Source organism: Actinomadura gamaensis, from assembly GCF_042652125.1.
GTDB classification, from domain to species: domain Bacteria; phylum Actinomycetota; class Actinomycetes; order Streptosporangiales; family Streptosporangiaceae; genus Spirillospora; species Spirillospora gamaensis.
This window is the reverse complement of sequence record NZ_JBHSIT010000005.1, coordinates 572,099-593,603: the sequence shown is the minus strand read 5'-3', so window position 1 is coordinate 593,603 and position 21,505 is coordinate 572,099. Positions and strand designations below refer to the sequence as shown.

General features: G+C 73.1%; 19 protein-coding genes. 10 read left to right on the top strand and 9 right to left on the bottom strand.

Annotated elements, in window-relative coordinates; genetic code table 11:
• Positions 1 to 48 precede the first annotated feature (48 nt).
• Positions 49 to 411 carry a DoxX family protein gene (locus ACFPCY_RS20370; RefSeq protein ID WP_378257383.1) on the bottom strand — a complete coding sequence of 121 codons (363 nt, stop codon included), beginning with the start codon at positions 409 to 411 and terminating at the stop codon, positions 49 to 51.
• Positions 412 to 455: 44 nt separating this feature from the next.
• Positions 456 to 914 (bottom strand): cupin domain-containing protein, encoded by a 459-nt coding sequence (locus ACFPCY_RS20365; protein ID WP_378257382.1) that lies wholly within the window; start codon positions 912 to 914, stop codon positions 456 to 458.
• Positions 915 to 996: 82 nt separating this feature from the next.
• On the opposite strand from ACFPCY_RS20365, the gene ACFPCY_RS20360 reads away from it, so the two are divergent.
• The gene (locus tag ACFPCY_RS20360) at positions 997 to 1,854 is read left to right on the top strand and encodes a LysR family transcriptional regulator (protein WP_378257381.1); all 858 of its coding nucleotides are present in this window, start codon (positions 997 to 999) and stop codon (positions 1,852 to 1,854) included.
• 16 nt (positions 1,855 to 1,870) lie between these two features.
• Here the strand turns inward: ACFPCY_RS20360 and ACFPCY_RS20355 are convergent, their stop codons facing one another.
• Both ACFPCY_RS20355 and ACFPCY_RS20350 read right to left on the bottom strand, forming a co-directional pair.
• Positions 1,871 to 4,573 (bottom strand): hypothetical protein, encoded by a 2,703-nt coding sequence (locus tag ACFPCY_RS20355; RefSeq protein ID WP_378257380.1) that lies wholly within the window; start codon positions 4,571 to 4,573, stop codon positions 1,871 to 1,873.
• 78 nt (positions 4,574 to 4,651) lie between these two features.
• Complete coding sequence (locus ACFPCY_RS20350) at positions 4,652 to 5,536, bottom strand: LysR substrate-binding domain-containing protein (protein WP_378257379.1); 885 nt, start codon at positions 5,534 to 5,536, stop codon at positions 4,652 to 4,654.
• Positions 5,537 to 5,650: 114 nt separating this feature from the next.
• Between ACFPCY_RS20350 and ACFPCY_RS20345 the strand changes: the two genes are divergently transcribed.
• Both ACFPCY_RS20345 and ACFPCY_RS20340 read left to right on the top strand, forming a co-directional pair.
• The gene (locus tag ACFPCY_RS20345) at positions 5,651 to 6,217 is read left to right on the top strand and encodes a hypothetical protein (RefSeq protein ID WP_378257378.1); all 567 of its coding nucleotides are present in this window, start codon (positions 5,651 to 5,653) and stop codon (positions 6,215 to 6,217) included.
• Positions 6,210 to 7,886, top strand: a complete 1,677-nt coding sequence (locus tag ACFPCY_RS20340) for a multicopper oxidase family protein (protein WP_378257377.1) — start codon at positions 6,210 to 6,212, stop codon at positions 7,884 to 7,886. The genes ACFPCY_RS20345 and ACFPCY_RS20340 overlap by 8 nt, the downstream gene beginning before the upstream one ends.
• Positions 7,887 to 8,137: 251 nt before the next feature.
• Here the strand turns inward: ACFPCY_RS20340 and ACFPCY_RS20335 are convergent, their stop codons facing one another.
• Positions 8,138 to 9,865: a carboxylesterase/lipase family protein gene (locus ACFPCY_RS20335; protein ID WP_378257375.1), complete on the bottom strand. Its 1,728-nt coding sequence runs from the start codon at positions 9,863 to 9,865 to the stop codon at positions 8,138 to 8,140.
• A 267-nt stretch (positions 9,866 to 10,132) separates the two neighbouring features.
• Between ACFPCY_RS20335 and ACFPCY_RS20330 the strand changes: the two genes are divergently transcribed.
• Entirely contained in the window at positions 10,133 to 10,636 is a 504-nt protein-coding gene (locus ACFPCY_RS20330) for a cupin domain-containing protein (protein ID WP_378257373.1), read from the top strand.
• Positions 10,637 to 10,721: 85 nt separating this feature from the next.
• Here the strand turns inward: ACFPCY_RS20330 and ACFPCY_RS20325 are convergent, their stop codons facing one another.
• Positions 10,722 to 11,624 (bottom strand): hypothetical protein, encoded by a 903-nt coding sequence (locus ACFPCY_RS20325; protein ID WP_378257371.1) that lies wholly within the window; start codon positions 11,622 to 11,624, stop codon positions 10,722 to 10,724.
• 36 nt (positions 11,625 to 11,660) lie between these two features.
• On the bottom strand, positions 11,661 to 13,304 hold the full coding sequence (locus ACFPCY_RS20320; protein ID WP_378257369.1) for an alpha/beta fold hydrolase: 1,644 nt from the start codon (positions 13,302 to 13,304) through the stop codon (positions 11,661 to 11,663).
• 144 nt (positions 13,305 to 13,448) lie between these two features.
• Here ACFPCY_RS20320 and ACFPCY_RS20315 point away from each other — a divergent pair, with 144 nt between their 5' ends.
• From ACFPCY_RS20315 to ACFPCY_RS20290, 6 genes are all read left to right on the top strand, one after another.
• Entirely contained in the window at positions 13,449 to 14,420 is a 972-nt protein-coding gene (locus ACFPCY_RS20315) for a WD40 repeat domain-containing protein (RefSeq protein WP_378257367.1), read from the top strand.
• A gap of 59 nt (positions 14,421 to 14,479) precedes the next feature.
• Positions 14,480 to 15,064, top strand: coding sequence for a hypothetical protein (locus ACFPCY_RS20310; protein ID WP_378257365.1), 585 nt, complete (start codon positions 14,480 to 14,482; stop codon positions 15,062 to 15,064).
• Positions 15,065 to 15,153: 89 nt separating this feature from the next.
• A complete protein-coding gene (locus ACFPCY_RS20305) occupies positions 15,154 to 16,218 on the top strand; it encodes an ABC transporter substrate-binding protein (RefSeq protein WP_378257363.1) in 1,065 nt (354 codons plus the stop codon).
• Entirely contained in the window at positions 16,211 to 17,284 is a 1,074-nt protein-coding gene (locus ACFPCY_RS20300) for a FecCD family ABC transporter permease (RefSeq protein WP_378257361.1), read from the top strand. The genes ACFPCY_RS20305 and ACFPCY_RS20300 overlap by 8 nt, the downstream gene beginning before the upstream one ends.
• Complete coding sequence (locus tag ACFPCY_RS20295) at positions 17,284 to 18,051, top strand: ABC transporter ATP-binding protein (RefSeq protein WP_378257359.1); 768 nt, start codon at positions 17,284 to 17,286, stop codon at positions 18,049 to 18,051. The genes ACFPCY_RS20300 and ACFPCY_RS20295 overlap by 1 nt, the downstream gene beginning before the upstream one ends.
• Before the next feature lie 149 nt (positions 18,052 to 18,200).
• Complete coding sequence (locus ACFPCY_RS20290; RefSeq protein ID WP_378257357.1) at positions 18,201 to 19,586, top strand: NAD(P)/FAD-dependent oxidoreductase; 1,386 nt, start codon at positions 18,201 to 18,203, stop codon at positions 19,584 to 19,586.
• Positions 19,587 to 19,716: 130 nt separating this feature from the next.
• Here the strand turns inward: ACFPCY_RS20290 and ACFPCY_RS20285 are convergent, their stop codons facing one another.
• Positions 19,717 to 21,066: a TrpB-like pyridoxal phosphate-dependent enzyme gene (locus ACFPCY_RS20285; protein ID WP_378257525.1), complete on the bottom strand. Its 1,350-nt coding sequence runs from the start codon at positions 21,064 to 21,066 to the stop codon at positions 19,717 to 19,719.
• 73 nt (positions 21,067 to 21,139) lie between these two features.
• Positions 21,140 to 21,436, bottom strand: a complete 297-nt coding sequence (locus tag ACFPCY_RS20280; protein WP_378257355.1) for an acyl carrier protein — start codon at positions 21,434 to 21,436, stop codon at positions 21,140 to 21,142.
• Positions 21,437 to 21,505 lie beyond the last annotated feature (69 nt).

Below are 21,505 nucleotides of genomic sequence, written 5' to 3'. Positions count from 1 at the left end.
AGGCCCCCGCGAGGGTCGCGGGGGCCTGTCCCCGGTCGGCGACCGGGCTCACAGCCAGATCGTGGCGAGCCAGCCGGTGACGGCCGCGACGACGAGCAGCACCAGGTTGAGCGCGACCTGGCGGTCGCCCAGCCGCAGATGGACGCGGACCGCGCCGAGTTGCAGCAGGACGAACCCCGCGGCGGCGGCGAGCGCGAGCCACGACGCGACGCCGGTCAACGGCGGCAGGACCAGTCCCAGCGCGCCGATGATCTCCACCGCCCCGATCGCCCTGACCACCGGCATCGGGATGGTGTCGACCCAGGCCATCATCGGCCGCAGCCGCTCGCGGCTCCGGGACGCCTTGAGGACACCCGAGTAGAGGTAGAACGCCGCGAGCAGTCCCGCGACGATCCAGTAAGCGACGTGCATCAAGATCCTTCTTCGAGTGGTGAGGCCGGTCAGGCGGGTGCAGGTCAGGCGGGCTCGGTCGCGTAGCGGGCCATCACCGCGACGTTCTCCTCCCTGGACGGTGTCCCGCCGTCGGCGAACATGGCGGCCAGGTCCCGGAAGTACTGGACGTACAGGTCGGGCGTGAAGGTGCTGACCATGACGGCCGGCTCGTCCGCCGGGTTGGCGAACGTGTGCGGGGCGCCGGGCGGGACCATCACCAGCGTCCCGGCGGTCGCGTCGTAGGTGTCCTCTCCGACGGTGAACCGCACCGTGCCCGAGACGATGTAGAAGCCCTCGTCGTGCTCGGCGTGCCGGTGCTGCGGCGGGCCGGGCGTGTGCGGAGGGAGGACGGACTCGGCGAGCCCGAGGCGGTGCCCGGTGGTGCGGCCGTCCTCCAGGACGCGGAAGCGCGTGCCGCCCAGCATGATGATCTCGCCGTCGTCCGGGCCGACCACGGAGACCGCGGGTGGTTGCTGTGTCATGCTCCGAGTCCACCGCCCGCGGGACGGCGCTGTCCAAGTCCGTTCGGGTGAGGCCGATACCGGATCGGTATCGTGGCCTTTCATGGAGCTGCGCACGCTGAGGTACTTCGTCGCGGTCGCCGAGGAACGCCACTTCGGCCGGGCCGCCGCGCGGCTGACCATGACCCAGCCGCCGCTGAGCAGGGCGATCCGGCACCTGGAACGCGAGCTCGGGGCGGCGCTGCTCGTCCGCTCGCCCACCGGGGTGGCGCTGACCCCGGCCGGGACGATCCTGCTCGACGAGGCCCGGGACCTGCTCGACCGGGCGGACCGCGCGCGGGTCCGGGTCGCCGCGGTGGCCGGAACCGCGACGATCACGGTCGGGATCCTCGGCGACGCCACCGACGCGGGGCCGCTGCGCCTGGCCGCCGCCTACCGCGCGCGGCATCCGGACGTCACGGTCCGCGTGCGCGACGCCGACCTCGCCGACCCGACCTGCGGGCTGCGCGCCGGGCTGGTGGACGTCGCGCTGACCCGCGCGCCGTTCGACGAGACGGGCCTCGCGGTGCGCGAGCTGCGCAGCGACCCGGTCGGCGCGGTGCTGCGCGACGACGACCCGCTCGCCGGACGCGACCACCTCGAACTGGCCGATCTCGCCGGACGCCGGTGGTTCCAGTTCCCCGAGGGCACCGACCCGGCGTGGCGGTCCTACTGGAACGGCGGCGAGCCGCGCGAGGGGCCGGTGGTCCGGGTCGTCCAGGAATGCCGCCAAGCTGTCCTGTGGAACGGAACGGTCGGCGTCTCGCCGCTCGGCCACGAGCCGCCCGAGGGCCTCGCGCTGGTGCCGCTCACCGACATGGAACCGAGCCGGGTCGTGGTCGCCTGGAGGCACGGCGACACCGACCCGCTCGTCCGGTCCTTCGTCGAGTCCGCGTCCGCCGCCTACCGCGCGGGAGGCTGAGACCGGCGGCGAGGCGTCACCACGTCTCGTGGTCGATGCCGGTGGTGACGATGCGCAGGGCGCGGAACGCCGCGTACGGACGGTCGTGCCCGCTCATCCCGCCGTAGGACGGCATCGGCAGCCTGGGAAGCAGGGCCAGGACCGCGTCGAGACGCCGTTGCCCGGCCGCCTGGATGAGCAGCTCGGCGGTCGGTTCCTGCCGCTTGGCGGGAGGGATGCGGGCGATTTCGGCGTAACGGCGGGCCAGGTCCTCGTCGGAGGAGTCGCTCGGGGCGTCCAACGCGTAGTTGTTGCGTTCGGCCCATTCGTGGAGCAGTCCGGTCTGGCCGTACTGCCGGAGAAGATCCATGACCGTCCAGCCGTGGAACCAGCTCCCCGCGGAACGCAGGACGCGTGCGGCGAGGTCGATCCGGTCCTTGCGCAGCAGGTAGGCGACGAAGGGCACGCCCGCGGCGTCGCCGGGATCGCCGGGGGCCTCGTCCAGGACGGCCAGCGCCTCGTCCTCCCGTCCGCACTCCAGCAGCGCCCGGACGACCGGCAGGCGGTGATCGCCGTTGCCGTACGGCCCGCGCAGCGCCTCGCGCGCCCGCTGGAACCAGCCGTCCGCGCGGTCTCCGTCGCCCAGCAGCGCGTACGCCGCGCCCACGGCGGCGCCGGCGCGGGCCTGGCTGCCCATCTGCATCGGGTACCAGACCGGCTCGGCCCACCGGTTCTCGCAGGTCGCCGCATGGTCGGCGAGGAGCGAGCGCGCGTCGTCGGGCCGTCCGGCGGACGCGAGCAGCATCGCGGCCTCGGCCGCGACGAACGGGCGGCGGTCCGCCGGGGACGCCGCGACCAGCTTCCGCACGCCGTCCGGCTCGCCCCGCCGGGCCCGGATGAGGGCGGCGTCGCGCAGCGCCTCGCCCGACCAGGGCGATGCGTCCTCGCGGTACTCCAGGACCGTTTCGAGGAAGGTGTCGAAGAGGTCGTCCAGCGTGACCTCGCCGGGCGGCGGCCACTCCCCCGGCTCCGGCGACGGGGCTTCCTGGCCGGCGAACGACGCCAGGAGCGCCTTCAGGCCGTCCGGGGCGTGGCGCGCAGCGGAGGACGCGTCGGGGAACACGTCCAGCGTCCCCCAGCGGAGCGGCCACGCGAAGCGGCGGTCGACGGCCCAGGCGAGCGACGCGTCCAGGTCGTCCTCGCGTCCCGGAGGGGCGATGACGAGGCCCTCGGGGAAGGCGACCGCCCAGGTGTCCTCGTCGAGCGCGAACGTGGGATTCGGGTCGGGCCACATGTCGTCGCCGATGTCCTGGCCGTCGAGGAGGAGCGGGCGCGGGACGGGCGGCTGCCGCAGCAGCGGGAAGTCGCCGACGACCCGGCCGGTGTCCGCCCGCACGAAGCGCAGGACGGTCGGGCCGACCGCCACGAGCACGTCGTCCGCGCCCCAGAGGAGCCCGGTGGCCTTGACGGGGGTGTCGAACGCGCGCAGACGCCTCGGCTGCTCGTCGTCGATCGACCAGATCTCGACCCGTCCGTCGGCGGTGAGGAACGCGACGCGATCGCCGTCGGGCGCCCACGCCCAGGTCGGGATCACCAGGTCGTGACCCGGCTTTCGGACGTCCACATCGAGGTCGGCAGAGGCTCGGCCGGAGCGGTCCACCATCACCACGCGCGGACGGCCCTCGTCGTTCCGGGCGATGACGAGCACGCCGTGCGGCGATCCCCAGGACAGGCGAACGGTCTCGGCGTCGGAGAGGTCGGGTCCGGCGGCGATGTCGTGGCCGGTCGCCGCGTCCGCGATCATGAGAACGCCGTTCCTGCGGTAGGCCAGCAGCGTCTCGTCCGGGCTCCACACGGCGGACGGCCACGAACGACTCTCGTCGCCCTGGACGATCCAGGAGATCTCCCGGGAGGCGACGTCGATCGAGCAGATCTTCCCGTCGCGCACCGGCCCGTACAGCCGCTCGCCGTCTCGCGACCAGGCGGGCCACTGGAGGACGAAGCCCTCGTGCTCGTCCCCGCCGTCGTCCTCTCCGTCGTCCTCTCCGTCGTCCTCTCCGTCGTCCTCGCTCTCGTCCTCGCTCTCGTCCTCCTCTTCGAGTTCCAGCACTGGCACCGTCGTCGTCTCCAGGCCGGGGAACTCGACGAAGGAGGCGAACGTGTCGGAGTCCTCGTCCAGGGCGTAGGCGCGCCGCCCGTCGGGCGCGAACGCGAACGGGTCGGGACGGCCGTTGAACGACAGGCGGACGGTCGAGACCGGCTCATCGTCGTCGCCGAACGGATCCCAGACGCCGATGTTGTTGGACCGGTACATGACGGCCAGCCGGGTCTCGTCGGCCGACCACTGGAGCGTCCCGCCGTAGCCGGGCCAGCCGATGCCGCCCTCGATCCCGTCGATGACGTTGACGCAGCGGCCGGTGGCGACCTCCCAGATCTGCAGGGTGGCGCCGGCCTCGTAGTCGTCGCCTCCGAAGTCGCCCACCGCGAGGTACCGGCCGGACGGGCTGAGCGCCTGCGCGGTCAGCTCGACGCGGTGCACGTCGGGATGGCGGAGCAGCACCCCTCGCGCGCGGATCCGCTCGGTCGCGCGCCGGTGCGCCTCGCCGACGCCTTCGCGGCGTTCCAGTTCTTCCAGCGCGGCGCGCAAGGGCGGCAGATCGCGGGCGGGCTCGAACGCGGCCCAGTCCTGCGCGTCCAGGGCGGAGAGGACGGCCCGCTCCGTCATGTCGGTGATCTTCATGGCGGGCGATGCTAGGGGGCGTCACCGACAGTGCGCGACCGCCACCGTCCGAGCTGGGCGAACTCCCGGCGGGAACGGTCAGCGGGTTCCGGTCGTCCAGTCCCAGTCGGTGATCGCGGCGCGCATCAGGCGGGCGGCGGACGGCAGGTGGGCGCCCGTCCACCAGGACAGCGTGACGGTGCGGCGGCTGTCGGGGCTGTCGACGGGGATCCAGGCGGCGGCGAGGCGGCTGGCCACGCGGCGCGCGTAGCCCGGGACGAGGCCGATGCCGAGCCCGACGCTGATCAGCTCGGCGATGGCGCTCAGCTCGTCCACCTCGCAGACGATCCGCGGCGTGAGGTCGCGCGCGGCGAACAGCCGGTCGAGCAGGCGGCGCTGCCAGTGGCCCGGACTCGTGGAGACGAACGGCTCGTCGGCGAGGTCCTCGACGCGCACCGACGCGCGTCCGGCCAGGGGATGGTCGAACGCCACACCGATACCCACCGGGTCGTCGAACAGCCGCGCCGACTCCAGGCCCTCGGCGGGAATCGGCTGGGACGCGACGCACAGATCGACCTCCTGCGCGCGCAGGCGGCGGCCCATCTCCTCGACGGGAAGCTGGCGCAGCTCGACCTCGATCTCGGGATGGGCGCGCCTGAAAGCGGCGAGCGGCGCGGTGAAGGTCAGGAAGGTCTCCGACGCCAGCCGGACGGTCCCGAACCCCTCGCCGGTGGTCTCGGCCACGGCGCGGCGTCCGGCGTCCAGCTCGCCGAGGGCGCGCTCGACGTGGTCGCGGAAGAGCTTCCCGGCGTCGTTCAGCCGGAGCCGTCCCGCCCGGTCGAACAGGGGCGTGCCGAGCTCGCCCTCCAGCCGCGCGATGCTGCGGCTCAGCGACGGCTGGGCGACGTGGAGCTCCTCGGCGGCGCGGCTGAGGTGCTCCAGCCTGGCCACCACGAGGAACTGCGCGAGGGTGTTCAGCTCCACCGGTCATGCCTCCGCTGTGATAGCCACATAGCGATATTCATCTTAGACAGGATAACGCTCGGGTCATAACGTCTCGGTGATCACGGAAACGAGAGCGAGTGAGGAGGACGCCTCATGGTCACCCCAGCCGACAGGTTCGCCGCAGCCGATGCGGTCACCGCGGGCGACCGGGACACTGCGGGCGACAGGGTCACCGCAGCCGACCGACCGCGCCGGGCCGCGGCGGTCCGGGCCGGGGACGGGCGCGGAACCGGAGCCGCCGGGTGGACCCTGCGGGCCGTCGTCAGCGCGCACGTGGTCGCGATCGCCGGCCAGCCGGTGTTCGCGGGCGTGTACCTGAGCGGTTCGTACGCGGGCCTGCGCCTGCACGAGCTCGGCGCGAACATCGTCACGTCCGTCGGCTACGTCCAGTTCGCCGTGGCGATCGTGGTGTGGGCCCGGCTCCGGCTGGCCTGGCCGTTCGCCGGGACTGCGGCGCTGGTCGCGGCCGAGACGGTCCAGTACTTCGCCGGGATGGCGGGCGCGCTGTGGCTGCACCTGCCGCTGGGCGTGATGACGATCGTCGCGCTCGTCGTGCAGTTCATCGCCGTGTGGTTCCGCCCGCTGGGACGGCGCGCACCGTCCGTCCGCGAGCGCGTGGCGACCGCGGGCGCGGCACGGGAGCAGGACGACGATGAGTGAGCACAGGAACGAACGCACGCGGAGCGAGGAACGCGACGCACAGCGCGTCCAGGATGACGACGGGCGACGGAGCGGTGGGAGTCGCGGAATCGGGCGGCGGCGGCTGCTGGGGGTCGGCGGCGCGCTCGGGCTGGTGGCGTTCACGGGGCTGACGACCGCGGGCGCGCTGGCACGGCGTCCGCCGCGCACCGGCGACGAGCTGCGCAGCGAGGTGCCGTTGCCGCCGCCGTTCGAGGTGCCGCTGCCGCTGCCGCCCGTCCTGAAGCCGGTCAGTACCGCGGGCGGCGTGGACCGGTACGAGATCACCCAACGCGAAACGTCGGCGGAGATCCTGCCCGGGGTTCGGACGCCGCTGTGGACGTACGAGGGCACCTTCCCGGGGCCGACGATCGAGTCGCGGCGGGGCCGTCCGGTCACCGTGACGCATCGCAACGAGCTGCCGGTGCCGACCGTCGTCCACCTGCACGGCGGACGGACGCCGGCGTCGTCCGACGGGTACCCCACCGATCTCGTCCTGCCCGAGAAGTGGCACGAGCCGGTCTCCATGCACGGCATGCACGGGATGGGCGGGAACATGCGCGACCCGCGCGCGGTGGTCACCAGGCGGATCCGCGACTACACCTTCCCGCTCGACCAGCGGCCGACGCTGCTGTGGTACCACGACCACCGGATGGACTTCACCGCGCCCGCGATCTGGCGCGGCCTGGCCGGGCTGCACCTGGTCCGCGACGCCGCCGAGGAGGCGCTCGGCCTCCCGTCCGGACGGCGCGAACTGCCGCTGATGATCGCCGATCGCGCGTTCACCGCCGACGGCTCGCTGCGCTATCCGGCGCTCGACCGCGACCTGCGGACGAGACCGGGCGTCGAGGAGCCGTACGCGGCGGGCGTCCTAGGGGACGTCATCCTCGTCAACGGCGCGCCCTGGCCGGTGCACGAGGTCGACGCCGCGAGGTACCGGCTGCGCGTGCTGAACGCCTCCAACGCCCGGCACTACGACCTGGAGGCCGTCCTCGACGACGGGCGGCGGCTCGACCTCGTGCAGGTCGGCGCCGACCAGGGACTGCTCGCGAGCCCGGTCGTCCACCGGAACCTGCCGATCGCGCCCGCCGAACGCTACGACGTCGTCCTCGACTTCGCGCGCGTCCCGGTGGGCGGACGGGTCCGGATCGTCAACCGGCTCGGCTCCGGACGCACCCGCGACGTGATGGCCTTCCGAGTCGCGCGCAGGGCCGCCGACGACAGCCGCGTGCCGCGCGTCCTGTCGCGGGACCTGCCGTCCTGGCGGCGGTCCGACGCCGTCCGGACACGCGAGTTCTCCTTCCGCGCCGGACGCATGGACGGCGGCCACGGCTGGCTGATCGACGGCCGCCCGTTCGACCCGTCCCGCACCGACGTCACGACCCGGCTCGGCGACACCGAGGTGTGGCGGCTCGTCGCCGACGTCCACCACCCCGTCCACCTGCACATGGTCGGCTTCCGGGTGCTGTCGCGCGGCGGCCGTCCCCCGCTTCCCCACGACGCGGGCCTGAAGGACACCATCTCCCTCCGTCCGGGCGAGGCCGCCGAGATCATCACCCGCTTCGACGGCTACCGGGGCCGCTTCCTCTTCCACTGCCACAACGCCGAGCACGAGGACATGGGCATGATGGCCAACCTCGAAGTCACCTGACCCGCCGCTCGAACCCGCTCATGCGATCACTTCCCGGGGCGGGCAGGGGACGGAAGGCGCGGACGATCGCGGCGGCGACGACCGCCGCGATCACGGAGCACACACTGAGCGCCAACCACGCCGCGCCACGAGTTCGCCCTCGTGCAGGGCGGCGGCCCTGTGGTGTCGGGCGTGACAGTTGCGTCCGCTTCCGACAAGTTCCCGGGCGAGACGGAAAAGCCCCGCCTTGTGCAGGCGGGGCATTGGTGAGGTCAGTGGGTGGGCCAGGTGGCGCATTTGTGGGTGGCGGCTTCGGCGGTGGTGGGCGCGGTCGCGGTGCCGCCGGGGGTCAGGCGCTGGACGTTCGGAGCGGTCGCGCGGTAGCGGGGCCAGGTGGGGGCGGTGCGGGGTGCGCCGTCGTGGGCGAAGGACGTCCAGTAGCCGATCATCTGGGCGGAGAGGCGCTGCTGGGTGGGGGTGAGCCGGGCCGGGCCGTTGTCGGCGCCGGGCAGCGCGGGACGGGTGGTGGCGAACAGGTACGGCAGGTCGGCCAGGTGCGGGGCGCCGGCGGGGAAGTGGGCGGGCACCGGCAGCCAGGTCGGGGCGGTGCGGTCGGCGAACTCGTAGACGTAGGTCGGGACCCGGCGGGACAGGGCGGCGGCGTCGGCGAGCATCGGGCAGGCCGTCGCGCGGTCGGTCTCGATCGCGGCCCAGGCCAGTGCGCCTTCGATGCCCGTCCGGTCGGACTCCGGGGTGCCGGGGAGCAGGTCGCCCGCGTAGGCGGACGGGTCGTAGGCGCGGCGGACCGCGGCGGCGCGGGGGCCGTAGGCGGCGTCGGTGAGCTCGGCGTAGACGTCCGGGGTGAAGGTGACCTTTCCGATGGCCGGGTTGACGATGGACGACGTGACGAACCGTCCTTCGTCGCGGGTGTAGCCGAGCACCACCGGGACGTGCGCGAACCTGCCCTGCTCGATGGCCCGGTGCGGGTCGGCGGGCAGGGTCGGCGTCCCGTAGGCGGGCGACTTGAACGCCGGGAAGGTGGGGTCGGTCGCGGTGGCCGGTCCGGCGAGGGCGTCCACCGAGGCGTTCCGAAGGCAGGACACCGGGTCTTTGTGGGACGCGCAGCCCAGCTTGGACGCCAGCGTCGTGCCGCGCGCGGTCACGGTCTTCAGCGGTGCCCAGGGCGAGACGTCGTGGGCGTCCGGAGCGGGCGCGCCCGGGAAGAGGCGCGGTTCGAGGGTGCCGCAGCTCGCGCTCTGCAGGATCGCCTTGGCGAACATGCCGCGGGCCGCGGGTGAGGTGAGCTGGGCGCAGACGGCGGCGGATCCGGCGGACTGGCCGAACAGCGTCACGTTCGCCGCGTCCCCGCCGAAGGCGCGCGCGTTGCGGTGCACCCAGCGCAGGGCGGCCTGCTGGTCCTGGAGGCCGAAGTCGCCCGAGCCCGGCAGGCCGGGGTAGCCGAAGAAGCCGAACACGCCGAGCCGGTAGTTGACGGTCACGACCACGACGTCGCCGCGCGCCGCCATCTCGGCGGGGTCGAAGGCTCCGCCCGTGCCGGAGACGAAGTCGCCGCCGTGCACGAAGACCATCACCGGCCGCGGACGCGCCGGCGCGGACGCCGGGGTCGTGACGTTGACGGTCAGGCAGTCCTCGCTGACGGTCGTCCCGGCTGGCAGGTTGTAGGCGGGGCCGACGCACGCGGGGCCGGACGCGGTCGCGGCGCGAGTCCCGGTCCACGGCTTCACCGGACGCGGCGACTTCCAGCGAAGCGCGCCCACCGGCGGAGCCGCGTAGGGGACGCCGAGGAACTGGTGCGCCTGCCCGTGAGCGACGCCGCGCACCGTCCCGGCGTCAGTCCGCACAGTGAGCGAGGCGGTGCCCTGCGCGGTGGTGGTCTGCGCGGCGATGGCCTGCGCGGCGGTGGCGGTGGCGCATCCGGTCACCAGGGTGACACCGAGGGCGGCGGCGGGGGCGATCGCGAACTTGATGTGGTTCTTCATCGTCGGGCTCCGATTCGTGATTCGTCGTCGATGAGGGAACCTTCGCGGCGTCCGCGCACCGCCTTCGCACCATCGGCTGACAACCCGCTCCCGGCCGTCGCTCAGCGGACGGCCCGCCCGCTCGGTGACGATCGTTCGGCCCGGATTAACCCACGATTCTCGGCTGTGAATGAACCAGATCATGGGTCTTTGTGAGCCGTAGATTCGTGGACATCAGCACAAAAGGCCTGATCAGAGCGCAGGCCGAGCAATCCGGGAGAGACAACCATGAACGCAGTCACCGGCGAGACCACCGCCCCCGTCCTCGTCCGCGCCGGGGGCGCCGAGACGCTCCAGGACGGCGCGACCAGCCTGATCACCCTGCTCGCCGACGCGGACGCGACCGGCGGCGCGCTCACCGCGAACAAGGCGACGTTCCGGAAGGGATCGCCGGGCGCTCCCGCGCACTTCCACACGAGGGCGACGGAGATGTTCCTCGTCCTCGACGGGACGATGCGCATCCTGCTGGACGACGAGGTCCTCACGCTGGGGAAGGGCGACTTCCTGACCGTCCCGCCGACCGTGCCGCACGCCTTCGCGCCCGCGCCCGGCAGCGAGGCCGAGATGCTGGTCGTCTTCACGCCCGGCCTTCAGCGCTTCGGCTACTACCGGCTGCTCGAGCGGGTCTTCCGAGGTGAGGCGACCGTGCAGGACATCCGCGACAGCTCGCAGCAGTACGACAACCACTACTTCGAGAGCCCGGTGTGGGCCGCGGCCCTCGCCGAGGGCTGAGCGCTGCTACCAGGGGACGAGCGCGCCGTGCCGGTCGTCCCCGAAGACTTTCTGGATCCCCTCATCGAGAACCTGCTCGGACGAGTCAGGTGAAGATGACGGCGGCGACCGGCATGGCGGGGTTCTGGTCGCCGTGGAGGAGCAGGGAGAAGCCGTGGTCGGGGACGCGGCCGATCAGCTCGCCGGGTTCGACGCGGACGTTCTGCGAGGCCAGGTCGGCGACGACTTCGGCGTAGGGGCGGTCGAGGAGCCGGACGCCGCGGAAGCGGGCCGTCCCGGTGACGCCGACGAAGCCGATCGCCAGGGAGACCAGGCGGTCGGACGCGTCGTAGCCCAGGATGAGGCCGTGGTCGAAGTGCCAGTCCTGGGTCTCGCCGCCGTATTCCGGGCGGCTCTGCATCGCTGGTCCGAGGAGGCGGCGCAGCTCCTGTTTCGTCTGGCCGAGCCGGACGAGTTCGGTGCCCTCGTTCGAGACGAGGTGGTGATCGGTGATGGGTTCCACCTCGTCCTCGTCGGACATGCCGAGGACGCTGTTCGCGGGGCTGCGCACGTAGACGCCGACGCAGGTGACGGGTTCGTCTGCGTCTGAGGCGGAGAGGTTGAATCCGGCGTCCGGCAGGTCGCAGCCGTCGGTGTCCTCGACGACGTGCTCGCCCGCTCGGCGCAGGTCGTGCAGGACGTCGCCGTAGGGGCGTCCTAGAAGGGGAACATCGTTGTGGACGACGGGGGCGGGTTCGAACAGCTCGATGTAGATCAGGCGGTCCCGGTCGTCGTAGTGCAGGATGAGGCCGCCGTCGACGTACTGGTCGCTCAGGCCGAGCTGCCAGGCCGCCTTGCGGAAGGCGCGCACCTCGCCCAGGCGCTCGCCGAACGCGGCGGAAAAGCGGGCGGTCAGCACCGCCCGCTCCTCGCCGAGCCGCACGTCGCCCGGCACCATCCCGTCCAGCCCCTTGAACGGGACGATCCGCCACCCTGCCTGTTCGCTCATCGGAGCATCCTCGCAGAACGGGCAGGAGCCATGAATTCAGATTCCGAACGGAACCCGCGTCAGCGGGGACTTGGCGAACGCGAAGGGCGTGTCGTTCTTCAACGGCTGTGTGGACGTCGGCTCGGGAACGCCCTGGCATTCGCCGTGGTCGGGGCGTCCGGAGGAGAAGTAGGCGGCGATGCGCGGCGCGCAGTCGGACGCCATCCCGGCGGTCGAGCCGTGGACGTCGTCGTCCACGGTCAGCACCGACCCGCCCACGGCGGCGCGCATGAGCAGCGACCAGGGATAGGGCGACGGCACCTCGTACCGGTGCGCCGACATCATCAGCGGCGCGTCACTGTGGTGGAGCCGGACGGCTTGGGCCGGCAACTGCCAGCCCGCGCACGAGTTGATCGGCGGGGTCAGCGCGCCGGTGACCGGATAGCGCTTCAGGTCCTTCCGGTAGGCGGCCCAGAAGGTGCCGAAGTCGCGTGGGCCGGTGTCCTCGTTGCAGAACACCGCCTGGTTCATCGTCCGGTTGAACTGCTCGGGCACGTCCGGGGGCAGCGGTCCTCCGCCGCCCTGCCGGGAGAAGAACTGCTTGAGCAGGGCGGGGGCCGGACCGCCGCTCGTGGCGTCGCGCAGCTCCTTCATGAGCGCGGCGGCGGTGGGCCAGTTCGGGCTCGGCTGGCCCGCCATCTGGGCGACCATGAAGCCGTCGAACCGCAGGTCCGGCAGGTCGGTGAAGGTCTTGGGACGGGCGTTGAGCTCCTTCTCCATGCGGGCGATCGCGTCCTGGACCCGGCGCGCGGTCGTGCCGAAGCCGTAGGTGGAGTTGCGCGTGGCGATCCAAACGGCGTCCCGTCCGAAGTCCAGGGCGGTGGCCCTGGCGCGTCCGGCCGAGAAGGTGTCGAGCCGGAAGTCGGGCGGGGCCGTGCTGTCGAGCCACATCAGCCCCACCTTGCCCGGATACAGCTCGCGGTAGAGCACGCCGAGCCAGGTGCCCCACGAGATGCCGAGGTAGCTGAGCTTCCTCGCGCCGAGGCCGCGCCGGACACGGTCCAAGTCGCGGGCGACGTTCGCGGTGGTGAGCTGGCCGAGGAAGGCCGGATCCCGCTTGCCGCACGCCTGGTTGTTGCGGACCGTCCAGTCGTAGAGCTCGCGCGCGTCCGCCTCGGTCGCCGGCGAGCCCGGCTGCGGCGGGTTCGGCGGCTGGGCACAGTCGAGCTTGGTGCTGTAGCCGACGCCGCGCGGGTCGAAGCCGATCAGGTCGTAGCGCTGGTTGAGCTTGGCGCCGTTGCCGTTGTCGTGGCGCATGACGTACTGGACGGGCATCAGGTAGCCGCTGCCGCCCGGACCGCCCGGGTTGAGCGCGAGGCTGCCGAGCCGGTGCGCCTGGTCGACGGCCTTCAGCCTGGTCACGGCGATGCCGATGTGCCGTCCGGACGGGTGGCGGTAGTCGAGCGGGACGTCCAGCGTCCCGCACTCGGTCCGCGCCCACAGCTGCTTGAACTCGGGGATCTGCGCGGGCGGCATCATGGCCTTCAGCGCCGCGTCGGAGTACTGCGGGCAGGCGTGCCAGGAGATCGCGGACGCCCGGTCCGGCCCCGCGGCGGCGACGGCCGCCAGAGGCATCAGCGTGGTGGTGCCGGCGGCGACCAGGCAGGCCGCCGCCCCGGCGAATGCTCGTGATCGAGTCATGGCGCTCATGCTCGCCAGCCCGATGTCACGTGAGCATAACCAACGCCCCGCCCTCCCCTCCCGCCCCGGCGCCCTCGCCCGGCCCCGGCGCGGCTTCCGCGCAGGACGGCGCGCCCGTCGGCCCCCGTCACTACACTCCGCCGGATGATCACCAGTGCGAGGATTCCGACCGGCGCGGCGATCGTCGACCACGACGTCGTCCGGCACGAGGGCGAGACGCTCGTCGTCTGCGTGGAGGACGGCGGCGAGGTGTTCACGTGGTCGCCCGAGTCCCTGACGTGGACCGGGCGGCCCCTGCGGTACGCGCACGCCGGCGACCCGGCGGTGGCGGCGTTCCCGGACGCCGGCAACGAGCTCGGCGCGCTCGCGGCGGCGTCGGTCGGCGGAAGGCTGCTGATGGCGGCGGGCGGGGACGAGCAGGAGCCGGCGCTCTGGGACCTCGGCAGCGGCGACGTGGTGGGGCGGACCCCGCTCAACGGCGCCTACCTCGCGGGCGTCGTCGCCGTCCCCGGCGGGTTCGTCACCGCGGAGCAGTACTCGGAGGAGTTGCGGCTGTGGTCGCCGGACGGCACCGCGACCGTCCTGGCCGAGGCGGGGCCGGTGAGCTGCCTGGCCACCGCGCGGGCCGCCGATCGGCTCCTCGTCCTCGCAGGTGGCGAAGGCGCCACCGCGTGGGACGCGGCGACGTGGGAAGAGCTCGGGTCCTTCTTTCCGGACGGCGACCACCTGGTGGCCGTCACGGCGTGCGACCTGGCCCAGGGCGCGGCGTTGCTCGGGGTGACCGAGACGGGTGAGCTGTACGCCTGGCCCCTCGATGGCGACGGTGATCCGGACGAGCCGGTCTACGGACCGGTCGGCGTCGCCGGCGGCGCGGTGCGTTCGATCGCCGTGATGTCGGTCGGCGGGCGCTCGCTGCTGGTGACCCCGGCCGACGACACGGTGCGCCTCTGGGATCCGTCCGACGGCAGCGCGGCCGGGAGCCTCGGCGCGCACGGGCAGGAGGTGGCCACGGTGCGGACGGCGATCGTCGGCGGGCGGCCGGTGCTCGTCACGTCGGGGGGCGATGGTGTGGTCCGGGTCTGGGACGGGTTCGGCCTCGCGGGTGCGCGGGGGTGAGGACGTCCGTGGGGTGGGGGCGGTGCGGGGACGGCGGCGGGGGTACTTACGCTGGGCGGGTGATCATTGCGGGGGCGGCGGTGTCGCGCGGGATGCGGGGGACGTTCCTCGCGGCCGTGTGCACGGCGCTGGCGCTCGCGGGGCACGCGCTCGGCGGGCGCGGGGCGTGCTGCGTGCCGCCGTGGCCCGCCGTCATCGGGACCGGCGGCGTGGTCGGCGTGCTGTGCGTCGCGGTCGCGGGCCGGATGATGACGTTCTGGAAGATCCTCGTCGTGGTCGGGTGGGCGCAGGTCGCGTTCCACGTGGCGTTCACGGTGTTCAGCGGGCCCGGCATGCAGCACGACATGGGCGCTCCGCCCCCGGCCGCGGCCGGCGGGACGAGCTGGTCGATGCTGGGCGGGCACGCGCTCGCTGCGGTGGCCGCGTCGGTGCTGCTGGCCGGGGCCGAGCGGGTGGCATGGTGGCTCGGCGGCGCGGTGTTCGCCGTCGCCGCGGCGGTGTTCCTGCTGCTCGGACGGCCCGTCGCGCCGGAACGCGCGCCCTGGATCGTCATCGCGGACTCCCCCGCGCCCCGGCTCGGCGTCCTGCTGGCGCGGGCGGTACGGCGGCGGGGTCCGCCTCCGGTGGTCTCGCACGCCGTCTGAACCCGCCGGAGCGTCCGCCGGATGCCGGTGGGTCCGTCAGGCGTGCCGTCGCATGCCCGAAGACCACCGGATCACAGGGAATGACCCCCATGTTCGATCGCAGGACCCTCGCGGCCGTCACGGCCGCCGTGCTCGGCGCCGCCGGATGCGCCGGGACGACCTCGGCCGCCCCGGACGGCGGCGTGCCGTCCACGCCCGGCCGGACGGCCTACCCGTTCACCCTCGACAACTGCGGGCAGAAGGTGACGTTCAAGCGTCCGCCGCAGCGGGTGCTGATCCTCAACGGCACGTCGGTCGCCGAGTCCGAGAGCTTCGTGCTGCTCGGGCTGCAGGGCCGCGTCCTCGCCAACGCCCAGTCCTACGGCGTCTCGGACGACCCGTCCATGACCGCCCGCGTCGCGGCGCTGCCGAAGCGCGGCCTCACCATGAACCGCAACTTCGAGGTGCCCGCCGAGCAGTCCCTGGCCACCAAGCCGGACCTGGTGATTTCGACCTGGACGGGCGGCTTCGACGCCAAGCGCGGCCTGGCCACCCGCGCGCAGTTCGCCGCCGCCGGGGCGAACACGCTGGTCAACCCGGTGAACTGCGCGCTCGGCAAGCCGGACGCCACGCCCGCCGAGAAGAAGGCGTACGCGGGCGTGTCCATCGAGTCGTCGCGCGAGTTCCTGATGCTGCTCGGACGGATCTTCGACGTCCAGTACAAGGCCGCGCAGGTCGCCGGCGATTTGCGGAAGCGCGTGGACGACGTGCGCCGCGCGGTCGCGGGCCGGCCGGTGAAGAAGGTGCTGCTCGCCTATCCGGGCATGGCGATGATGAACGCCAACGGGCTGCCCGCCGTCATGACCGGACGCATCACCGACGACGTCATCCGCGCGGCGGGCGGCGTCAACGCGTTCGCCGGACGCGACCGCGACACGACCAGGACGCTCAACAAGGAGCAGCTCGCCTCGGCGCAGGTGGACGTCCTGGTCGTCGGCGTGTTCACGCCCAAGGAGGATCCCGCCGCCGAGGCCCGCGCGCTGTTCGCCGCCTACCCGCAGTGGCGCGCCTCGCAGACCCGGACCTCCACCACCGTCTCGGACGGGGCGTTCCTCGGGCCGCTCAACGCCTGGGCCGTCGAGAAGATCGCGAAGGCGGTGCACGGCGTTGGCTAGCGCGCAGTCCACGCTCCGGGCGCGTCCCGTCCGGCGGCCGCATCTGGTGTCGGCGCGGCTCACCGGCGCGCTGGTCGCGGGGCTCGCGGTGGCGCTCGTCGCCGTGTGCGTCGTGGCGGTCTCGGTCGGTTCGGTGACGCTGCCGCTCGGCGCGGTCTGGCGGGTGATCGCCGCGCACGTCACCGGCTCGTCCGGCACCGACCCGCTGCACGACCAGGTCGTCTGGGACATCCGCGTGCCGCGCGTGCTGGTCGCCGCGCTCGTCGGGGCCGGGCTCAGCGCGGCGGGCGTCGCCCTCCAGGCGCTGGTCCGCAACCCGCTCGCCGACCCCTACGTGCTGGGCGTGTCGTCGGGGGCGTCGCTCGGCGCGGTGCTGGTCGCCGCGCTCGGCGCGCCCGCGCTGGGCGGGCTGGGCGTGACCGGCGCCGCGTTCGTCGCCGCGCTGCTGAGCGTCCTCGCGGTGTACGCGCTGGCGCAGCGCGGCGGGCGGCTGCTGGACTCGCGGCTCGTCCTCGCCGGCGTGGCCGTCGGGTACCTGTGCCAGGCGGCGACCAGTTACGTCCAGCTCCAGCTCGCGCCGTCCGAACTCCAGAAGCTGATGTTCTGGCTGATGGGCAGCATCGCGGGCGCGACCTGGAACGACCTGCGGCTGCCCGCCGCGGTGATCGCCGCCTGCACCGCCTACCTGCTGCTCCAGGCGCGGCGGCTGAACGCGCTGCTGGCCGGGGACGACGCCGCGACCGCGCTCGGCACGCCGGTCCGGACGCTGCGGCTGGCGCTGCTGGCCGTCGCGTCGCTGCTCACCGCGACCGCCGTCAGCGTCGTCGGCGGCATCGGTTTCGTGGGGCTGATGGTGCCGCACGCGGCCCGGTTCGCGGTCGGCGCCGACCACCGCCGCGTGCTGCCGGTCGCGACGCTCCTCGGCGCGGTGTTCCTGGTGGTGGTCGATCTGGCGACCCGGACCGTGGACCGGCCGAACGAGCTGCCGGTCGGGGTGTTCACCACGGCGATCGGCGTGCCGTTCTTCCTGTGGCTGCTGCGCCGCCGGACGGGAGGGACGGACTGATGCGCCTCGACCTCAACGGCGTCACCGCCGCGATCGACGGCACGGACATCGTCTCCGGCGTCGGGCTGACCGCCGGGCCTGGGCAGTTCGTCGGGCTCGTCGGGCCGAACGGCAGCGGCAAGTCCACGCTTCTCCGCACGGTCTACCGGACGCTGCGTCCGGCCGAGGGCGTCGTCTCGCTGGACGGCGACGACCTGTGGCGGATGCGCCCGCGCGCCGCCGCCCTCCGCCGGGCGGCCGTCACCCAGCACGGCGATCCCGGCGGGGAGTTCACCGTCGCCGAGATCGTCGCGATGGGACGCGCCGCGCACCAGGGGCTGCTCGACCGGGAGACCCGGGCCGACCGCGAGGTCGTCGCCGAGTCGCTGGAGCGCGTCGGCATGGGCGGACGGGGCGACCGGCTGTTCAGCACCCTGTCCGGCGGGGAACGACAGCGGGTCCTGCTGGCGCGCGCGCTCGCCCAGCGGGCCCCGCTGCTCGTCCTGGACGAGCCGACCAACCACCTGGACGTCGGGGCGCAGCTCGGCCTGCTCGATCTGGTGCGGTCGCTGGGGTTGACCGTCCTGGCCGCGCTGCACGACCTCGACCACGCCGCCGCCTACTGCGATCATGTCGTCGTGCTGCGCGACGGACGCGTCCGGGCGGCCGGGCCGCCCCTGGAGGTGCTCACGCCCGAGTTCATCGCCGAGACGTTCGGCGTGCGGGCCCACGTCGGCCCGCATCCGCTGACCGGACGCCCGCACATCGCGATCGCCTCACCCGCCTGAACCGCCGGGGGCGGCCTCCGGCGCGTCCGGGAGGCCGCCCCCGGCTCGGCGGTCCCCTATCCCCTGAGCAGGCAAAGACTTCTTCAGGGCCGTGTCCGCGTGCGGGGCGGAGTCGCGTGCGGTCCCGCGGCGCGGGGACACCCACGTGTATGACTCGAATCGTCGCTGTCGGGGCGGGTTTCGGGGGATTCCACTGCCTGAGAACGCTTCAGCGCCTGCTTCCCCGGAACGCGGCCGAGCTGGTCGTGGTGAACCCGAAGGACTACCACCTCTACACTCCGCTGCTCCCGCACGTCGCGGGCGGACGCGTCCACCCCGCCTCGGTGGCGGTGTCGCTGCGCACGCTGAGACGCACCCGGTTCCTGCGCGGCAGCGTCGTGGACGTCGACCTGGACGGGAAGACGGTCACCGTCCGGGACCCGCTGGACCGCCACCGCGAGCTGGCCTGGGACCGGCTCGTCCTCGCGCCGGGCGCGGTCACCCGGATCTTCGACATCCCGGGGCTGAAGGAGCACGCCCACGGGTTCAAGACGATCGTCGAGGCCGTCTACCTGTTCGACCGCGTCCTGGCGAACCTCGACATGGCCGCCACCACCGACGACGAGGCCGAACGCGAGGCGCTCACCACGTTCATCGTCGTCGGCGCGGGCCTCGCCGGGTCGGAGTACATCGCCCAGGCGCGCCGCCTGGCGGCCGAGGCCGCGCCGCGGCTGGCCACCCGGTGGATCCTGCTCGACATGGCCGACTCGGTCATGCCGCAGCTCGGCGACGACCTGCCCCGCAAGGCGCTGGAGGCGCTGAACGCGCAGGGCGTCGAGGTGCGGCTCGGCATGTCGGTGAAGGAGGTGACGGCCGACTCGGTGACGCTCACCGACGGCACCCGCGTGCCGTGCCGCCTGCTGGTGTGGACGGCGGGCGTGTCCGCCAGCCCGCTGATCGAGCGGCTCGGGCTGCCGACCAACCGCGGACGCCTGGAGGTGACGGCGGAGATGGCCGTGCCCGGGTATCCGGACGTGTTCGCCCTCGGCGACGCCGCGGCCGTCCCGGACCTGACGGGCGAACCCGGCACGATCTGCGCCCAGAGCGCCCAGCACGCCATGCGGCAGGGGCCCGCGCTGGCCCGCAACATCGCCGCGTCGCTGGGGTACGGCGAGGCGCGTCCCTACCGGCACCACGACCTCGGAATGGTCGCCGACCTCGGCGGCTGGAAGGGCGTCGCGAGCCCGATGCACGTGCCGCTGGCGGGGTTCGCGGCCAAGGCGGTCGCGAGCGCCTACCACCTGATGTCGCTGGAGTCGGTCAGCAACCAGGCGCGGCTCGCCTCCGACTGGGTGATGCGCGCCCTGACCCGTCCGGCGCCGACGTCGTTCGGGCTCGTGCCGGACTACCACGCGGCGCTGACCGCGGCCGAGCAGCTCGGCATCTACCCCGCCGCCAAGCCGGAGCCGACGTCGCCCGCGGAGGCCACCGCCCGGATCGCGCACGCGTCCTCGACGCACGTGGACACCGGGGCGGGAGCGCACCGGGCGAGCTGACCGAACCGCGATCGAAGCAAGTTCGGGCCGGGTTCGAGGCGGGTTCGAGGCGGGTTGGAGCCGGGGCTGAGCCGCGAGCGACCGCGAGCGAGCCGGAGTCGAACCGCGTCGCGCCCGTCCGGGACGGCGGCTAGGTCGATTCGAGGAGCGGACGCAGGGACGCCTGGATCTGCTCGTCGCTGGGGACGACATCGACGGTCTCCCCGGCGAGGTGCGTCTCGTAGGCGGTGAGGTCCAGCAGGCCGTGGCCGCTGAGGCCGAACAGGATGACGCGCTCACGCCCTTCCTCGCGCGCCCGCACCGCCTCGTCGATCGCGGCGGCCACGGCGTGCGCCGATTCGGGCGCGGGCACGAGCCCCTCGGCCTTCGCGAACGCCGCGCCGCTCTCGAAGACGCGGCTCTGGGCGTAGGACGCCGCCTCCACCAGGCCCTCGTGGTACATCGCGCTGACGATCGGCGCGGCGCCGTGGTAGCGCAGCCCTCCGGCGTGGATGTGGTAGGCCGTGAACGTGTGCCCGAGCGTGTACATCTTGACCATGGGCGTCACGCCCGAGTAGTCGGTGTAGTCCATGAGATAACTGCCCCGGGTCATCTTGGGGCAGGCGTCGGGTTCGACGGCCAGGAACCGCGTGCCGCGATTCTCCGCGGACGCCGCGCGGTAGAACGGAAAGGCGATTCCGGCGAAGTTGCTGCCCGCGCCCATCGCCGCGATCACCACGTCGGGGAACTCCCCCGCCTTCTCCATCTGGAGCAGCGCCTCCTCGCCGATGACGGTCTGGTGCAGCAGGACGTGGTTCTCGCCGCTGCCGATGGAGAACCGCGCGCCGGGGCGTCCGGACGCGTACTCGATGGCCTCGGCGTTCGCGATCCCGAGGCTGCCCGGCGAGTCGGGGTCCGCGCGCAGGGCCGCCCGCCCCACTTCGGTCTCCGTGCTCGGGCTCTCGATGACGCGGGCGCCGTTGAGCCGCATGAGCGTGCCCCGGTAAGGCTTCTGCCGGTGGCTGGAGCGCACCATGAACACGGTGCATTCCATGCCGTACGGATGGCAGGCCATCGACAGCGCGGTGCCCCACTGGCCCGCTCCCGTGCCGGTCACCATCTCCTTGACTCCGGACTGGGCGTAATAGTAAGCCTGCGCCAGCGCGGTGTTTATCTTGTGGCTGCCGGACGGGCTCGTCCCCTCGTACTTGAAGTAGATGTGCGCGGGGGTGTCGAGCGCCTTTTCCAATCGGGACGCGCGGTAGAGCGGTGTCGGCCGCCAGCGCTGGTATTCCGCCCGGACGGGTCCGGGTATCTCGACGAAACGATTCCGGCCGATGCTCTGCCGGTACATGGACAGCGGCAACTGCGGCCGCAAAGGGCCGCGTTCTCGCGGCTGACCATTTCCATTGTTCCCGTTCACGCCATTACCGGATGGGCCCGACCGTGGGTCGGACCGCGGGCCGGATCGCGGGGCGGATCGCGGGGCGGGAACCTCCATCGGCAGATCCGCGAGGACGTTGTACCAATGCGTGGGAACCTGGTCCGCGTCCAAGTGGAAGACCTCGCGCATGCTATTCGCCCACCCTGTTCCCGTCGACGGCCCTCCGGATCATCTCCACCAGGCTGCCCACGTCGCTCAGCTCGGCGGCCATCACGTCCTCGTCGTCGATCTCGATGCCGAACCGGCCCTCGACCTGCACGAGGATGTGCAGCAGGCTGAGCGAGTCCAGGCCCACCGACGGCGAGTAGAGCGACACCGAGTCGTCGAGCCGGGAGCGGTCGACGCCCAGGTCGAGCACGCCGATCATGATGTCCTTGACCGCCGCGGCGAGCTCCGCGTCCGGATCCGGGTCCTTGGCACGATCCACAGCATTACCTCTTCCGCAGGCGTCGTCCTCGGGAATTCGCTATGCGAGCGGTAAAGGGCGGAAAGGACG

Coding starts and splice junctions, on each gene's coding strand:
- ACFPCY_RS20305 (WP_378257363.1), top strand. CDS start 15,154: ATGTTCGATCGCAGGACCCTCGCGGCCGTCACGGCCGCCGTGCTCGGC.
- ACFPCY_RS20320 (WP_378257369.1), bottom strand. CDS start 13,304: ATGACTCGATCACGAGCATTCGCCGGGGCGGCGGCCTGCCTGGTCGCC.
- ACFPCY_RS20365 (WP_378257382.1), bottom strand. CDS start 914: ATGACACAGCAACCACCCGCGGTCTCCGTGGTCGGCCCGGACGACGGC.
- ACFPCY_RS20295 (WP_378257359.1), top strand. CDS start 17,284: ATGCGCCTCGACCTCAACGGCGTCACCGCCGCGATCGACGGCACGGAC.
- ACFPCY_RS20290 (WP_378257357.1), top strand. CDS start 18,201: ATGACTCGAATCGTCGCTGTCGGGGCGGGTTTCGGGGGATTCCACTGC.
- ACFPCY_RS20360 (WP_378257381.1), top strand. CDS start 997: ATGGAGCTGCGCACGCTGAGGTACTTCGTCGCGGTCGCCGAGGAACGC.
- ACFPCY_RS20330 (WP_378257373.1), top strand. CDS start 10,133: ATGAACGCAGTCACCGGCGAGACCACCGCCCCCGTCCTCGTCCGCGCC.
- ACFPCY_RS20355 (WP_378257380.1), bottom strand. CDS start 4,573: ATGAAGATCACCGACATGACGGAGCGGGCCGTCCTCTCCGCCCTGGAC.
- ACFPCY_RS20325 (WP_378257371.1), bottom strand. CDS start 11,624: ATGAGCGAACAGGCAGGGTGGCGGATCGTCCCGTTCAAGGGGCTGGAC.
- ACFPCY_RS20340 (WP_378257377.1), top strand. CDS start 6,210: ATGAGTGAGCACAGGAACGAACGCACGCGGAGCGAGGAACGCGACGCA.
- ACFPCY_RS20345 (WP_378257378.1), top strand. CDS start 5,651: ATGGTCACCCCAGCCGACAGGTTCGCCGCAGCCGATGCGGTCACCGCG.
- ACFPCY_RS20285 (WP_378257525.1), bottom strand. CDS start 21,066: ATGGAGGTTCCCGCCCCGCGATCCGCCCCGCGATCCGGCCCGCGGTCC.
- ACFPCY_RS20370 (WP_378257383.1), bottom strand. CDS start 411: ATGCACGTCGCTTACTGGATCGTCGCGGGACTGCTCGCGGCGTTCTAC.
- ACFPCY_RS20335 (WP_378257375.1), bottom strand. CDS start 9,865: ATGAAGAACCACATCAAGTTCGCGATCGCCCCCGCCGCCGCCCTCGGT.
- ACFPCY_RS20315 (WP_378257367.1), top strand. CDS start 13,449: ATGATCACCAGTGCGAGGATTCCGACCGGCGCGGCGATCGTCGACCAC.